15 protein-coding genes are annotated in these 15864 nt (G+C 62.4%); 5 read left to right on the top strand and 10 right to left on the bottom strand.

All coding sequences use genetic code 11. The annotated features are described in order from the left end of the window. Positions 1-26 precede the first annotated feature (26 nt). From QCE49_RS16510 to QCE49_RS16480, 7 genes are all read right to left on the bottom strand, one after another. Positions 27-1247 (bottom strand): glycoside hydrolase family 88 protein, encoded by a 1221-nt coding sequence (locus QCE49_RS16510; RefSeq protein ID WP_250456928.1) that lies wholly within the window; start codon positions 1245-1247, stop codon positions 27-29. A 118-nt stretch (positions 1248-1365) separates the two neighbouring features. Next, positions 1366-2262, bottom strand: a complete 897-nt coding sequence (locus tag QCE49_RS16505) for a helix-turn-helix domain-containing protein (protein WP_175981668.1) — start codon at positions 2260-2262, stop codon at positions 1366-1368. Between the two features lie 134 nt (positions 2263-2396). Continuing rightward, a complete protein-coding gene (locus QCE49_RS16500) occupies positions 2397-2870 on the bottom strand; it encodes a MaoC family dehydratase (protein ID WP_175981670.1) in 474 nt (157 codons plus the stop codon). Continuing rightward, positions 2867-4066, bottom strand: a complete 1200-nt coding sequence (locus tag QCE49_RS16495; RefSeq protein ID WP_309806184.1) for a CoA transferase — start codon at positions 4064-4066, stop codon at positions 2867-2869. Before QCE49_RS16495 ends, QCE49_RS16500 begins: the two co-directional genes overlap by 4 nt. Before the next feature lie 24 nt (positions 4067-4090). Continuing rightward, entirely contained in the window at positions 4091-5254 is a 1164-nt protein-coding gene (locus QCE49_RS16490) for an acyl-CoA dehydrogenase family protein (RefSeq protein WP_175981674.1), read from the bottom strand. Further along, positions 5251-6063 carry an enoyl-CoA hydratase/isomerase family protein gene (locus QCE49_RS16485; protein WP_175981676.1) on the bottom strand — a complete coding sequence of 271 codons (813 nt, stop codon included), beginning with the start codon at positions 6061-6063 and terminating at the stop codon, positions 5251-5253. Before QCE49_RS16485 ends, QCE49_RS16490 begins: the two co-directional genes overlap by 4 nt. 4 nt (positions 6064-6067) lie before the next feature. Continuing rightward, positions 6068-6493, bottom strand: a complete 426-nt coding sequence (locus QCE49_RS16480; protein ID WP_033535795.1) for a MaoC family dehydratase — start codon at positions 6491-6493, stop codon at positions 6068-6070. Between the two features lie 327 nt (positions 6494-6820). Here QCE49_RS16480 and QCE49_RS16475 point away from each other — a divergent pair, with 327 nt between their 5' ends. From QCE49_RS16475 to QCE49_RS16455, 5 genes are all read left to right on the top strand, one after another. Beyond that, positions 6821-7855 (top strand): TRAP transporter substrate-binding protein, encoded by a 1035-nt coding sequence (locus QCE49_RS16475; protein ID WP_008346643.1) that lies wholly within the window; start codon positions 6821-6823, stop codon positions 7853-7855. Between the two features lie 53 nt (positions 7856-7908). Next, positions 7909-8442: a TRAP transporter small permease gene (locus tag QCE49_RS16470; RefSeq protein WP_008346641.1), complete on the top strand. Its 534-nt coding sequence runs from the start codon at positions 7909-7911 to the stop codon at positions 8440-8442. 10 nt (positions 8443-8452) lie between these two features. Then, positions 8453-9724, top strand: coding sequence for a TRAP transporter large permease (locus QCE49_RS16465; protein ID WP_250456926.1), 1272 nt, complete (start codon positions 8453-8455; stop codon positions 9722-9724). Positions 9725-9945: 221 nt separating this feature from the next. Further along, on the top strand, positions 9946-10926 hold the full coding sequence (locus QCE49_RS16460; RefSeq protein ID WP_008346637.1) for a glycosyltransferase family 2 protein: 981 nt from the start codon (positions 9946-9948) through the stop codon (positions 10924-10926). A gap of 352 nt (positions 10927-11278) precedes the next feature. Further along, on the top strand, positions 11279-12235 hold the full coding sequence (locus QCE49_RS16455) for a LysR family transcriptional regulator (protein WP_250456925.1): 957 nt from the start codon (positions 11279-11281) through the stop codon (positions 12233-12235). On the opposite strand, the gene QCE49_RS16450 is transcribed toward QCE49_RS16455, so the two are convergent. The 3 genes from QCE49_RS16450 to QCE49_RS16440 form a co-directional block, all read right to left on the bottom strand. Further along, positions 12232-14385: an FUSC family protein gene (locus QCE49_RS16450; RefSeq protein ID WP_250456924.1), complete on the bottom strand. Its 2154-nt coding sequence runs from the start codon at positions 14383-14385 to the stop codon at positions 12232-12234. The two genes, QCE49_RS16455 and QCE49_RS16450, sit on opposite strands and share 4 nt — an antisense overlap. Next, entirely contained in the window at positions 14385-15308 is a 924-nt protein-coding gene (locus tag QCE49_RS16445) for an HlyD family secretion protein (RefSeq protein ID WP_250456923.1), read from the bottom strand. The genes QCE49_RS16450 and QCE49_RS16445 overlap by 1 nt, the downstream gene beginning before the upstream one ends. Positions 15309-15378: 70 nt before the next feature. Continuing rightward, the gene (locus QCE49_RS16440; protein ID WP_175980134.1) at positions 15379-15858 is read right to left on the bottom strand and encodes a nuclear transport factor 2 family protein; all 480 of its coding nucleotides are present in this window, start codon (positions 15856-15858) and stop codon (positions 15379-15381) included. Positions 15859-15864 lie beyond the last annotated feature (6 nt).

Here is a 15864-nt window from a genome sequence, read left to right as displayed (position 1 = left end):
TTGCCGGCGATGGCTTCGTGACACCCTCAGGCGAGCGCAATGCGCGTGTCGTCGAGCGGGCGCAGCTTGCCGGGATGCACGGCGCGGCATAGCGCCTCGACGAAGTAGAAGTCGCCGAACATGGTCGCACCGTCGACGCCGATATTGTGCGGCTTCGAGTAACACGAGTTATGCAGCAGCCCGTGCTGACCGTCGCGTGTGAATTCGTCGCGGCAGAGCGCTTCGAGCATCGCGAGGCCGTGGCCTTGCCATTTGCCCGCAGCGTGCGCATCGGGATGCACGCGTGCCATCTCCAGCAACGCCGACGCCACCACGGCGGCGGCGGCCGTGTCCTTGATCTCGGCGTCGCGGCCGGTCGCATCGAAGTCCCACGGCGGCACCTGACGCCCTTCGAGGCGGCGCAGGTAGTAATCGGCGAGACGCTCGGCGAGGTCCAGATAGCCGCGCTTGCCGGTTTCCCGCGCGGAGTTCACATATCCGTAGATCGCCCAGGCCTGGCCGCGGCTCCATGCGGATTCGTCGAACGCGCCCTGGAACGTGTAGCCGCGTTTGCGCGCGCCGCTCTCCACGTCGTATTCGACGGCGTGATAGGTCGAGTCGTCGGCGCGCACGAAGGCGCGCGCGGTCATCTCGGCGTGCGCGTCCGCGGCGTGCCGGTAGCTGCCGTCGTCGGCGTGATTGGCGGCCCAGTAGAGCAGCGACAGATTGGCCATCGTGTCGATCGCGGAGGCGCTGCGGCCGCGCGGATCGGAGATCGGCCCCCAGGACGCGAGATAGGCGCCGCCGCGCGTGGTCACGAGCCGGGCGCGCAGCTTGTCCGCGGCTTCGAGCGCGATATCGGCGAACCACGCGTCGCCGGTGATGTGATGCCCCGGCACCGCGCTGCTATCGAAGATAAAGCCGATGTCATGCGTGTTCGGATCCTGCGCGCGCTGGCGCACGAGCAGCATGCGGGCACGCGCCCATTCGAGAAAGCGCGCCTCGCCGGTGTGCAGATACGAACTCAGCAGCAAGCCGACCCAGAAGCCGCAGAACCAGTTGCCGTGGCTCCATGCGTCGCCGTCGTAGCCCGCAGAGAGCGACGCGGGCAGACGCACCCATTGACCATCGGGACCGGTGACTTGCGGGAATTCGACGCCGAAGGTCAGCTCGTCGGAAGCGACCTTCTGCGCGGTTTTATCGAGTGTTTCGCGAAACAGCTTTGCCTGGTTCTCGCTGAGTGACAGCGGGTTCATTGCGTTCGACACGGCGTCTCCTTGAGTTCGTCATTCGCAGGACGATTCTAAGAAGCGCCCGCGCGAGCGCGTTAGGATGAAACGCATGATCTGTTGGACATTTCCGCATCGAAGCGGCACATGACGACGCTCAGATGTGCAGCTTGTCGAGGCTGCGCCGATAGTCGATCGGCGAGCGGCCCGTGTGCTTGCGAAAGCATCGGCTGAAGTAGGCGGGATCGTCGAACGAGAGCATCGCGGCGATCTCCGCGACATTCACTTCGGAGTGCAGCAGCAGCCGTTTGGCCTCCAGCATCACGCGCTCGCGGATCAGCTTGGGCGCGGTGCTGCCGAGCGCCTGACGCGTCGCCTCGTTGAGCGCGCGCTCCGTGACGTTGAGCAGGCGCGCGTAATCGGCCGCCTCGTTGACCGAGCGAAAATGCTTTTCCAGCAGACTCTTGAAGCGGCGCGACAGCAGCACGCTGCGCGTCGCGGCGGCATCTCGCATGGCGGCGGCGTCGCACATGCGCGCGACCTTGATCAGGAAAACGTGCAAGTAGGCCCAGATCGCGTCGGTGTAGCCGACCTGTTCCTCCTGATACTCATGGCGAATGCCGTCCATCACGCGCGCCAGTTCGCGCACCTGCGCGTCGCTCAGATTGACGCACGGCGCGAGCTGCTCGAAGTTATAGACGGGCACTTCGGTTTCGGTATGGCGGTTCTGCACGCGGAACGCGAAAAACTCCGACGAAAAGCTGAGCGAATAGCCGAGCGTGTCGGCCGAAAGATCCAGATCGTGAATCTGTCCCGGCGCCATGAAGTAGAGCGTGTTGGGACGCACGTCGTAGCGCACCGAATCGATCACATGCGAGCCGCTGCCCGCGAGCACCCACATCATGTGATAGAAGTCGTGCCGATGCGGATAGACCAGCGTCGACTTGAGCGCCTCGATCGGCGCGAGATGAAAGTCCGGCGTCTTGACGTGTGCGCCGTATTCGTAGTCCTCGATCCGGATCACCGGAACGTGACAGCAACATGCGGTATCCAACTGTCTCCTCCGTCGGCGGCGAGTGTCTTCGCGCCCGCCTGCATGCCCGCGCTGCGCGGGCGACTGCACGAGTGTAGCCGTGCCCGCGCCCGCCGGTTAACTGGCATTTACACCATGCGGCCCGCGCGGCGATGTCACGCCGCCGCGCTGCGCGCCATCAGCGCATGATCGAAGCGCAGTTCCTTCAGCGCGGAAAGTCCGCTCAGCACGACGTGCCCTTGTTGATTGCGCACGGTCGTGTCCATCACGAGAATGTGTTTCGCGGGCTTCTTTTCGACGACGCATACGCCGATCGTCACCGTATCGCCGATATACACCGGCCCCAGAAAACGCAGCTCCTGTCCGACATACACGAAGCCTGGCCCTGTCAGTTCGGTGTGCGCCGCCGACACCAGCGCGGCCGTCAACAGGCCATGCACGACGCGCCGTCCGAACGGCGAGCATTCGGCGAAGGCGTGCTGCATGTGCAGCGGGTTCAGATCGCCGGACAGGTGCCCGAACGCGTCCACTTCGGCCTCGGTGACCGTGTGCACGTTCACCTGCGTACGGCCGATCTCGACGTCGTCGAAGCGCAAGAGCGCCGGCCAGTTGTTCGGTTGTGCGCTCATGCTTCTCTCCTCGATGTCAATGCGATGCCGCGTTCGACATAGCCGTCGATTTCCTGCGGCGTGTAGCCCAGTTCCGCGAGCACTTCGCGGGTATGTTGTCCCTGTTTCGGCGGATGCCGCCGCAAGGGCGGCGCCGCGCCGTCGTAGCGCACAGGATGCGCGAGCACGCGCACCGGTCCCGCTTCCTCGTGATCGAACGACAGGATCATTTCGTTGTGGGCGACTTGCGGGTCCTGCTCCACCTGCTCGTAGTCGTTGACGGGCGCGAACCAGATATCGTGTTCCTCGAAGGTGCGCATCCAGTCCTCGGTCGTGCGCGTTTTCAGCGTGTCATAGACAAGGCGATTGATCTCGTCGCGCCTTCGCACGTTGTCCTTCGGATGCGTGAATTCGGCGAGCGCGGGACACGACAGCGCATTCGCGAGCTTCTGCGTCGGCGTGAGCGACATCGCGATATAACCGTCACGCGTCCGGTACACGCCATACGGCGCGGGATGAAAACGGCTGCCCATCGGCGGATGCGTGCGTGCCCACAACGGCCCCTTGTTCATGTAATACGTGAACGGCTCGATTTGCAGATCGAGCGCGGCGTTGAGCAGATTGCTCTCGATGCGCGTGCCGACGCCCGTGCGCTCGCGCGCCTGCAACGCGGCCACCACGCCGAATGCGGCGAGCACGGCGGCATGCTGATCGACGATGGCGGAACCGACCGGCGTGGGCGGCGATTCGGCATCGCCGGACAGCATGGTCAGTCCGCTCATCGCCTGCAAGAGCAGATCCTGGCCCGGACGTTTCAGATAAGGCCCGGACGAACCGTAGCCGGTACACGAGCAATACACGAGACGCGGATTGACTTCGTGCACCTGCGCGTAGCCGAAGCCCATCTTGTCGAGCACGCCGGGACGATAGTTCTCGACGAGCACGTCGGCTTCGCGTATCAGACGCCACACGATCTCGCGCGCGGCTTCGTCGCGCAGATCGAGCGAGATGCTGCGCTGATTGCGGTTGCCGAGCAGAAAGAACACGCTCACGCCTTCGATGAACGCGTCCGCGCCGGTCCAGCTACGTTCGAACGCGCCGCCGGGCGGTTCGATCTTGATGACATCCGCGCCGACATCGGCGAGCATCTGCACGGCGGCGGGGCCTTGCAGGAAATGCGTGAAACTCAGCACCTTGATGCCTTCCAGCATGAACATTCTCCTCTCGGTTTCAGCGCGCGATCACGCGAGCAGCGTGCGCGCGATGATCATGCGTTGTATCTCCGACGTGCCTTCGACGATCTCCAGCACCTTCGCATCGCCGAATGCGCGCGCGACGGGAAACTCGGCCATGACGCCGTAGCCGCCGTGAATCTGCAATGCCTGATGCGCGGCTTTCATCGCGTGCTCGGTGGCGAACAGCTTGGCTTGCGACGCCTGCACATCGAAGGGCGCGCCGGCATCTTTCGACGCGGCGGCGTCGTAGAGCATCAGACGCGCGGCGTGCGCATCGGCCGCCATGTCGGCGATCTTGAATTGCAGCGCCTGGAACTCGGCGATCGCGCGTCCGAACGCGCGGCGCTCCTTCATGTACGCGACCGAGCGATCCAGCGAGCCCTGCAGGATGCCGAGCGCGAGCGCGCCGATCAGAATGCGCCCCGTGCTGATCTGCGCGAGCGTCTGACGCAAGCCCGCGCCGCGTTCGCCCAGCAGTTGATCGGCGGGAATCGCGCATTGCTCGAAGAACAGTTCGTGCGTGATCGATGCGCGCCAGCCGATCTTGCGCAGCTTTCTGCCCTTGCCATAGCCGGGCGTTCCTTGCGGCACGATGAAGTTGGAGATCTCCTTGCGGCCGTCGGGTCGCGTGCCGGTGACAGCCGCGATCACGGTCGGCCCGCCGATCTCCGTGCCCGAATTGCTGATGAACGTCTTCGCACCGTCGATGATCCACCGTTCGCCGTCGAAGACCGCGCGCGTGCCGATATTCGCCGCATCGGAACCGGCGTCGGGCTCGGACAATCCGATCGCGCCGATCTGCGTGCCGTCGAGAATGGGGCGCAAGAAACGCGCTTTCTGCTGCGGCGTGCCGTAGTTGTTCAACAGGCTCGCGACGGTCGAGTTCGCCATGAGCGCATTGGCGACGGCGCAGTCCACGCGCGCGAGTTCTTCGAGCACGATCACGAACGACAGCCAGTCACCGCCACCGCCGCCGAATTCGTCGGGATACGGCAAGCCCGTGAAGCCGAGTTCGCCGGCCTGCCGCCAGATCGCGTAGGGAAACGCTTCCTGCTCCCAGAGCGTCTCCGATTGCGGTGCGATTTCCTTCTCGGCGAAACGGCGCACGGCCTCGCGCATCATCGTGTGCTCTTCGCCGAGCCAGTGAGGTTGATTGAAGGTTGTCGTCATGGCGTGACCGGTGCGGTGTCGGCTTGCGCGGCGCGGCGTGCGCGTTTGCGTTCCACGAAGTGGCGCAGGCCCGCGCGCGCGCCTTCGCTCGAAAAATTCACCGCGTATTGCGCGGCCTCGAAGTCGAGTCCGGCGGACAAGGGCATGTCGCTCGCGCGATTCAGCGCGCGCTTCGCCATCTCGGCCGCGAACGGATCGTAGGAGGCGAGGGTGTCGGCCAGCGCGCGCACGGCGTCGAACAGCTTCGCGGGCGCGGCGATTTCGTGGATGAAGCCGAACGCCTCGCATTCGCGCGCGGAAAAGCGCCTGCCGCTCATCACGAAGCGTTTCGCGCACGCGAGCCCCATCTTGGCGACGGCGAGTTGCGTGCCGCCCCAGCCGGGCATGGTGTTCAGGGTGATCTCGGGAAATGCGAAGCTCGCCTCGCTCGATGCCACGATGAAGTCGCACGCGAGCGCCAGTTCGAAGCCGCCGCCGAGCGCGTAGCCGTTGACCATCGCGATGGTCGGCTTCGCGCTTTCATGCAGACGCAACAGCGCGCGCTGTCCGGCCACCATGTCGCGATAAGCCGAGACGCCGTCGAGCGACACGAGCCGCTCGATGTCGTTGCCCGCGGCGAACGCCTTTGCGCCGCTGCCGGTGAGCGCGATCACGCGCGTCGCGTCGTCGGCGAGCGCATCGGCGATTTCGGCTTCGAGCGCCGCGAGCATGTCGGGCGTGAACGCGTTGAGCTTGTCGGCGCGATTGAGCGTCAGGAGGCGCAGCGCGCCATGCTGCGACGCGAGAACGGGAAGCGTGTCGTTCGTCATGGCGTCACAGCACTTTCAGATAGGTCTTGCCCGATGCCACGACCACGCCGTCCTGGCGCGTCACGTCGGCGGCGAAGATGCACACGTTGCGCTCTTCATCCTTTTCTTCGAGCGTGAGACGCGCGCTCACCGTGTCGCCGATGAACACCGGCGCGTTAAAGGTGATGTCGTAGCGATACGATACGGCGCCGGGGCTCGGCGCTTTCGCCGCCATGTATCCCATCACCGTGGAAAGGAAGCCGACCGACAGGCAGCCCTGCGCGATGCGCTTTTCGAAGCGCGTGCCCTTCGCGTATTCCTCGTTGAGATGCACGGCGTAGAAATCGCCGACGATGCCGGCAAAGCCGTAGATATCGTATTCGGAGACCGTCTTGGCGAAATCGGCGGTGTCGCCGATTGCATAGCAATCCATATGAGGGCGTTTGGCCATGTCGATGTTTCTTCTCGGATGAGTTGGGGTTAACGCTGAACGATGCGTGCTGATGTTGCATCGCCGGCTTGGAAGTCACTTTAAAGACGCGTTACAGGCAACCGGTAGGACGGTTCGCGCGATCTTTTGGACTTTTTTGCATCGGACCCGGCGATGCGAAAGGGCAGCGTAAAAAAGTCCAAGAAATTCGACGACTGGTCCTAACGCACCCTCGCCGCGATCACAAATACTTGCGTCAACCCGCCGGTTCCGCATTCGCACCGGGCACTCGCACCGAACGATGCGGCGCACTCGCCGGGCGGTATCCATATCGAGCAAGGAGACAACATGAGTTCGCTTTTCAGAGCGCAGAGCATGCTGCGCATGGCGATGAGCGCGGCGCTCGCCGCGATGTGCGTGGCGGCGTCGTCTGGCGCGAGCGCGCAGGACAAGGTCGTGATGAAGCTCGGTCACACGCTGGCGCCGGACAATCACTATCAGTTGACCGCGCAGGTCTTCGCGAAGGAAGTCGCCGCCCGCACGCACGGTCACATCGAGATTCAACTGTTCCCGCAATCGCAGCTCGGCGGCGAAGTGCAGATGACGCAGGCGCTGCGCACCGGCACGCAGGAGTTGATGATCTCCGCGCAGGCGCCGATCGACAACACGATCAAGCAATGGCAGATCTTCGATATGCCGTATCTCTTCTCCAGCATGGACGAGGCGAACGGCGTGCTGCAAGGCCCGGTCGGGCGCAAGTATCTCGACATGATGAAGCCGGTGAACATGATCGGCCTGACGTGGCTCGCGGTCGGCGAACGCAACCTGTTCACGACCAAACGTCCGGTCACGTCGCTCGCGGACATGAAGGACCTCAAGGTGCGCGTGATGCAGAGCCCCGGCTATATCGCGGGCTACAAGGCACTCGGCGCGAATCCGACGCCGCTCGCCTACAACCAGTTGTTTCTCGCGCTGTCGCAAGGTCTCGTCGATGGCGCCGATACTTCGCCCGAGCAGTTCGTTCAGGACAAGTTCTCCGACGTCGCCAAGCACTTCTACGTGACGCATGTGAACTATCTGCCGGTCGTGCTGGCGATGAGCAAGAGCGCGTGGGACAAGCTTTCGCCCGCCGATCAGAAGGCGTTCCAGGACTCGGCGAAGATCGCGGCGGACTTCGATCTCAAGGAGTACAAGCGCGAATACGACGCCGCGATCGCCGCGATGAAAGCGAAGGGCATTCAGGTCACGACGGTCGATACCGCGCCGTGGGCGCAAGCGACCAAGACCGCGCGCGACGAACTGATCGGCAAGATTCCGGACGGCCCGGCGCTGTATCAGGAGATCAATTCGGCCAAGCAGGCGCCGGCGGTCGCATCGAAATGACGGATGCGAACGACGGCCACCGCACAACCCAGGCACCACGGGAGGCGACACGCATGGAAAAGCTCGCGCGCGGCTTGATGTTCGTTGACGGCATCGTGCTGAAGATCAATCTGTTCGTCTGTAGCTGCCTTTTGCTCGGGGCGGTGATCGTCGCGGGGCTCGGGGTGATCTTCCGCTTCGTGCTGCACGATTCGCTGTCGTGGTCCGACGAGGTGTCGGCGTATCTGTTCGTGTGGCTGACGTGCCTCGGCGCCGCGGCCGGCGTGAAGCTGCGCGCGCATCCGGAAGTGCGCGTGCTGGCCGATCGCGTGCCGGCTGCATTCGCGCCGCTGCTCAAGGACTTCACCGACTGCGCGATCCTGGCGCTCGGCGCGGTGTTCGTCCTGTACGGCACGGACATGCTCGCGCTGATGGGCACCGAAACCGCCGCGTCGATTCCGATCTCGATGGTCTATCCGTATCTCTCGATTCCGGTGTGCGGCGCGCTGCTCGCGTTTCATTCGCTGGTGCGGATCGCGGTCTCGCATCTCGCGCCGCAGACGCAGACCGACGCCACGCTCGTCGAGGGCGTGTCCGAACATCTCTAGGAAAAACATCATGTGGGCAATCGCATTTGGAGCAGGGCTGCTCGGGCTCGGCGTGCCGGTGGCCATCTGCATCGGCATTGCGGCGACGCTCGCGCTGTCGATCAACGGCACGTCGCTGCTCGTGATTCCGCAGCAGCTTTTTTCGAACCTCAACAACGTCGGCCTGCTCGCCATTCCGTTCTTCATGCTGACGGGCGCGATCATGGATTCGGGCGGCGTGTCGAAGCGCATCATCGAATTTTCGCAGGCACTGGTGGGCTTCATGCGCGGCGGCATCGGTCAGGTGACGATCGTTGCGAGCATGTTCTTCGCGGACCTTTCCGGCTCGGCGACGGCCGACACGGCAGCCATCGGCTCGGTGATGATTCCCGGCATGGTGAAGAAGGGCTATAACCGCGCGTTCGCGGTGGCGCTGCAATCGGCGGCGGGCTCGCTCGGGCTGCTCTCGCCCGTGTCGATGAGCATGCTCGTCTATGCCTATACGGCCAACGTGTCGGTCGGCACGATGTTCATCGCCGGCATCATTCCGATGCTGCTGGTGGTCGCGTCGTTCATGATCGTCAATTACGTGACCGCGGTGAAGAAGGGCTACAGCGCCGTCGAGCCGTTCGATGGGCGCAAGCTGTGGACGACCTTCCGCGAAGCGTTCTGGGCGCTGCTCACGCCGGTCATCATTCTGGGCGGCATCCTGGGCGGCATCTTCACGCCGGTGGAGGCGGGCGTGGTCGCGGCCGTCTATGTGACGCTGGTGAGCGCGTTTATCTTTCAGACGCTGAAGCTCTCGCATTTCAAGGACATTCTGGTGCGAACTTCAGTGAACACCACGCGTGTCTCGTTCCTGCTCGGGCTCGCGTTCGTGCTTGGGCGCTATCTGATCGAAGCGCAGATTCCGCTGCACGTCGCGAATAGTTTTCTCGCGATCACCACGAGCGCGATCGTGCTGCTGATCCTCATCAACCTGTTTCTCATCGCCGCGCATACCGTGCTGGAAACGATCTCGAGCATTGCCGTCGTGATTCCGGTGTTCCTGCCGCTCGTCGTGCAGATGCACATCGATCCGGTCGTGTTCGGCGTGATCGTGCTGATCAACTCGGCCATCGGCATCAATCTGCCGCCGATAGGTTTCTGTCTCTTCACGGCGGCTTCGATCGGCGGCGTGTCGGTAGAGAAGGCGACACGCGCGATTCTTCCCTTCATCTTTGCGCTGGTGATCGACCTGCTGCTGATCATCTTCTTCCCGCATATCCCGCAGTTTTTGCCGCATTTGCTGGGGGCGAAGTAAGCGAGCATTTGCCCTTCATCGGATAAGAAGGGCGCGAAAGCGCCCTTTTTCACATCATGCGCGCGCGTGGTGCAGGCGACTTCTCGGCACGTGAGACGTTCGAGCCTCCGATCTGTCTTCGCCCAAAGCCGCACATTCACGCCGCTCATCGGGTAAACTCCTCTGGCACTAGTCGTTTTCCTGAATAAAGCACTCACGTGCAGTTATAGGGACGAAACTTCATGTCAGAACCGCCGAAAATCAGTGTGCTGGTGCCCGTGTACAAAGTCGAGCCGTATATCGAAGAATGCCTCGACTCACTACTGTCGCAGACTTCCACCGATTTCGAAATCATCGCCGTCGACGACAGCAGTCCTGACCGCTCCGGGGAAATGACCTTACGCATCCTCGAACAGCAAAGCAGAATTCGCTGGAAGTTCATCAAAAACGCTGAAAACAAGGGGCTCGCAGAGACTCGCAGGATTGCGGCACTCGCCGCGAGCGGCGAATATGTGCTCTGCGTGGACAGCGATGACCACGTTCATCACGATCTCATACGCCGGGTCGCCGAAGAAGCGGAGAAGCTCAATGCGGATATCGTAATTTTTGCCGCCGAGAATATTAGCCCGGACGGCAAGATCAATTATCGCGTCGAAGCCGGCGATACCGTCATGAGCGGTGTTGAAGCCGTAGAGAAAATTCTCGACTTGACGTTGCAGGCGTATTGCTTCAACAAGTTAGTACGCCGCTCGATCTTCCTCGCGATCGAGCATCCGACGGGGCTGATCTACGAGGATATTTGTGTTTCGGTCCAGACGCTCGGTAAAGCCAGCGTCGTTCGTCTCATGCCCGATACCTTGTATTCGTACATGTATCGCGAATCGGGCATCTCGACACGATTCAATCCGAAGATCATTGACATCTTTGCGATCATGGATCGGGTAGAGAAGAGCACGGCGTCCATGCCGATAAGAAATTACCGGAAGCTTTTCTTCAGGCTGAAATATGTCTATGGCTTTCGGACCATCGCGTTTCAGGCAGCGATCAAGGCGCCGACGTATCGGTCAGCCGAGCCTATTCTGGATAGCGTCGCGCAGAGGCTTCGTCTCAGGCACTTGCTCGGCATGGTTTCGGACCATCGGCCGAAGCTGTCGCTGGTCATGGCGATGCTGAAGATTCATCCGTGGATCTTCTATCGTTTCGTGCGACGATTCGGGCACTAGGCGGCGGATCGATCTCGCAGGGCCGTGCGAGCGTCGCTGCTCATCCCGGTTTTCTTCATGGCGCCTCGGCGGTGTGTGCGGCAGCTTTCGTCTGCCGCCTTTCTAACTGACTTTACATAAGCTTTATTATCGTGCTTTGTATTGTAGGTCCCAAGTTCAAATGTCGTCCTTGAGCAAAGTACATATGCCACACCTGCAGCGTTTCGAGTTCAAGTTGATCCGTCTTCACCCTATACGCAAGGATGACCTGACTGTATCCACGACTGATGGCGTCGAGCGCGTTGCGAACGTATCGTGAGTCCATCGCGCGGCAGAAGCGCGCCTGAATCTTCAGCCCGGAGACAAAGCCGACATGGACAAGCTCTTCAGCATGCGTGTGTTCTCGCGCGTCGCCGAGACCGGCAGTTTCAGCGGCGTCGCGAAAAGCATGGATTGCAGCGTCGGAATCGTCTCACGCGCGGTCGTTTCGCTCGAAGACAGCTTGCGCACGCGGCTCTTGCAGCGCACCACCCGCCGCGTGTCCCTCACCGATAGCGGCGAACGTTACTACCAGAAGTGCAAGGAGATCCTCGCTCAGATCGACAGCGCCGAAGCCGAGGCAAGCGACGCCGCCACCGTCCCGCGTGGACGCCTGCGCGTGCATGCTTCGCCGGACCTGGGTCTCGCGCAGTTGATGTCGGCCGTGGTGGAATACCGGCGCGCGCATCCGCAGGTGAGTGTCGATCTGAAGTTGCTGCCGGGCATGCCGGATCTCGTGCACCAACAGTTCGACGTCTCGGTGCTGGCGGCGGCGGCGCTCCCCGATTCGGGCAACGCGTACAGGATCGTCGGGCGCTTCGAGCGTGTGCTCGTCGCCGCGCCCGGCTATCTCAGGCGTCACGCGGTGGAATCCCTTGGCGATTTGTCGACGCACGCGCGCACGCGCATCAGCGCGCCTTTCGGACACCCGTGCGACTGGCACTCGGAATTCGCCACGGACTCAGGCAGCAGAGCCGAAAACGACGGTCAGATCATGGTGAACGATGCACAAGCAATGCGCGCCGCCCTGCTCGCGGGCGCCGGCGTCGGTGCGATGCCGCACTACGTCGTCGCCGACGACATCGCGTCCGGGCGACTCGTGCGGGTCTTTCCCGATCACGCGCTGCGAACGGCGTGCGTATTTGCGGTCTATCCGTCGCGACAGCATATCGATGCGAAGACCAGAACCTTCGTCGAGTTGCTCGCATCCTCATTTCAGAACCGCTTCGACGCAGCGCCGCATTCCGCAGCGGGTCTCGCCTCGACCGTCGATCGCTTTGCTATTGCTTAGGCTTGCGTATAACTACGTAAAAAGGGCGAATCGACATCCATCAGCGCGCTACGCATGAAATGCAGCCGCGCGAGCAAGCTGCGCATGCGCAGGATCTCGTGGTCCGCGCCACGCATCGCTTCGATGCCGTGCATCGCGACTTCAATCTGGCTGTCGATCGCGCGAAGGCTCGCGTCGCGCGTGTTGTGCGACGGCGTATCGAGAAGTTGCATCAAACGCCGCATCGTCTCTTCCGTCGATGCGCGCCAGTCCGCAGCCACCATGCGAACCGCATCGACATCGCGACTATCGGTGCGAAATTCGATGGATGCGTGCCCCAGTTCCAGCACGACCAGAATCCACGAAAGCGCTTGACGATACTGTGCCGTTGGCTGCGGAAGCAGCGCGCGTATCTGAGCGATGAGATCGAACGTGCCCGACTGGAAGAGCTGCCTCGCGTCGTCGAGCGGCGCGGTGCATGCGACGTTCATCTGACGTCGCAGGTCGCGAGTCAACGCAGCGACGCGCCACGGCTTCTCGACAGGAAACACGAACGTCCATGCGACCGCACATGCAAGCATCGCGAGCGTAAGCGCGATGCCGCTATTCAACAGCGGCTCGGGTGCGTAACGGATGACGCGATCCGGTCCGCCGAGGATACAGAAGAAGATGCAGAAACTGAGGCCGAAGCCGGTGAACTTCGGTCTTGTCGCGAGGAATGCGCCGAGCCCGAGCAAGGGAGTGAGGACGAAGCACAGCAGTGGAAAGCCGTCGATCGCCGGATACACGTAGTCCAGCACCAGATACGCCGCGAGCGTCGATGCAGCCGCGCCCGATGCCATCTGCAACGAGAACCGGATGGGTGTCGGCGAATTCGATCCCAACGCCGACACGGCCGCCGCGCCGATGATCGCGTAGCCGCCGGCGGGCCAGTCGCTCGACAACCACCAGGCGCCGATCGTTCCGAGCGCCGCACACGTCATCAGGAACGTCACTGCGATCACGCTCGTGTTCGTGACAAAGACGCGCTTGATGTCCGACTCTTCGAAGACGTGCTTCTCGTAAACGAGCGATACATACGCGTCGGCATAGTACGTCCAAGACGACACGTAGTCAGACAGCAATTGAACGGCAGCATCGAAATCCATCAGTGCTTGCGCGCTCACGGTGCGCGCGAGTTCCTCGCGATCCGCTTCCGCCCGCGCATTCAGACGCACGCCAAAAGCCGAGACGAGCGCGGCTCTGCGGCTGATCGTATCCTCATCGATCATTCCGGCATCGCGCGCGACGTCCAGCAAAGTCGCGAGTTCCGCGCAATAGGCGGCAACCACGTCGACCGCATGGCCACGACGCGTCGCCAGGAAACGATGCAGCGCATGCAGCCTCGTGCACAGATCCATGAACGCAGCATTGAGGCGCGCGAGACGACGAGAGCGCGATCGCACTTCGGGGTCTTCGAAAGAAGCGAATGCGCGCGTGGCTTCGAAGCCAATGACGCTGTCGATAAACTCGCCGTACTTCGTCAGGAAGCGTTCGTTGTCGATCTCGCCGCGCAACGCTTGCGCCGCGAACTTCGAGAACGATACGAAGCGCTCGCGACGGATATGTTTCAGCCGCGCGGACGACCATTGCGGCAGCACGATCGCGCTGACCACCCCGCTACAGACGATGGCGAGCAACACGGCCGCCGAACGGTTCAGCGCGGCGATGAAGAGCCCGTTCGGATCGGTCACGCTGGGAATGCCGATAAGCGCGCTCGTATAGCCCGCCAACACGAACGCATACCAGCGGAAGGTGCGATAGCGCAGCGCGGCGGCGGTGCAGAGCGACACCCACAGCGTCAGCGCACCGATATGAAGCGGCGGTTGCTGCGGGAACAGCGCACCGAGCATGACCGCGACGATGGTTCCGATGATCGTTCCGACCATCCGGTAAAAGCTCTTCGACAGCACCATGCCGCTCTGCGGCTGCATCAGCACGAAAACCGTTGTCATCGCCGTGCGCGGCGTGGGGATGTCGAGCTTCATCGCGATGCCCATGGCGATGAACGCGGCAGTGAGTGTCTTTGCCAGATGCAGCCAGACGAGACCATCGGTCGCCGCCCAGTGAGCAAGCCCGAGGCGCAGCGTGCTGCGTTGCGTACGACGGGATTCGATCGCCGCGTTTCGCATTACAACGCACTCTCCACACGCGCGATGACTTCATTCGCATATCGAACGATATGCCCTTGTGATAGCCCACTGTCGACGACGACCGTGCATGTCGTCCCCGCCGTCAGCTCGACGCCCTCCGGCACGCTGTCGATGCCGATCCGCACCGGCACGCGCTGCGCGAGCCGCACCCAATTGAAGACGGGATCGACGTTCGCGGTGAGGTCCATGCTTTGCGGATTGTCGCGGTCATAGATGCCCCGTGCGATGCTTTGCACATGGCCTCGCAGCAGCGTTCCACTCATCAGGCGGATCTCCGCCGCCCGACCGACCTTCACTTCCGGCAGCTTCGTTTCCTCGAAGTAACCATAGACCCAGAACGAGTTTCGATCGACCACCGCGAGCTTCGGCGTCGAAATGCTCGCGTAGTCACCCTGCCATGTGTTCAGGTTCGTCACGTAGCCGTCGACCGGAGAAACGACGCGCGTTCGCGAAAGATTCAGCTTCGCAGCATCGAGCGCGGCTAGCGCCTGGTCGTAGGCAGCCTTCGCGGCATCGGCCTGAAGGCCGGAGTTCTGCTTGACTTCGTCGGAGACGACTTCATTGTCGAGAGCCGCGCGGCGCTTCGCATCGTCGCGACGCAGTGCCAGTTCCGCCCTGCTCGCGGCGACCTTCGCCTCGGCTTCGGCGACCGCGATGCGGTAATGCGACGGATCGATCTGCATCAGAAGATCCCCTCTTCTGACGAACTGATTGTCGTGCACCAGCACGCCGACGATCATGCCCGATACATCGGGCGCGATCGTGACGACATTGGCATGCACGCGGCCGTCGCGCGTCCACGGCGCATCCATGTAGTGATCCCACAAGGTCTTGCCGATGAACGCGGCTATCAGGAAGAGCGCCATTGTGGCAAGTACGCTCCAGACTCGCTCGATTCTCATTGCGCTCTCTCGTCGATCGCATAGGGAATGCGACCCCGCACCGCGTTGCCCGGCGCGCGGCCTCTTCTGCTCAGAGCCCCAACTCGCTGAGCCCCGGATGATCGTCCGGTCTTCGGCCAAGCGGCCAATGAAACTTGCGTTCGCTTTCAGCGATCGGCACGTCGTTGATGCTCGCATGACGATGTCTCATCAGACCATCGAAGCCGAACGCCCAGTTCTCGTTGCCATAAGAACGGAACCAGTTGCCCGCATCGTCGCGCCATTCATAAGCGAAGCGCACGGCGATGCGATTACCGCCGAACGCCCACAGCTCCTTGATGAGGCGGTAGTCCATTTCCTTGCGCCACTTTCTGTCGAGAAACGCGCGCACGTCCTCGCGGCCGTGAACGAACTCCGCCCGATTGCGCCATTGCGTGTCGAGCGAATAGACGTGCGATACGCGATCGGGGTCGCGCGAGTTCCATCCGTCTTCGGCCTGACGCACTTTCTCGAGAGCCGTCTCGCGCGAGAACGGTGGAAATGGAGGGTGAGATTCCGGAATGTCTTTCATGGCTCT

It is taken from the genome of Caballeronia sp. LZ008 (assembly GCF_031451435.1).
GTDB lineage: Bacteria > Pseudomonadota > Gammaproteobacteria > Burkholderiales > Burkholderiaceae > Caballeronia > Caballeronia zhejiangensis.
This window is presented reverse-complemented; position numbering and strand designations above follow the sequence as displayed.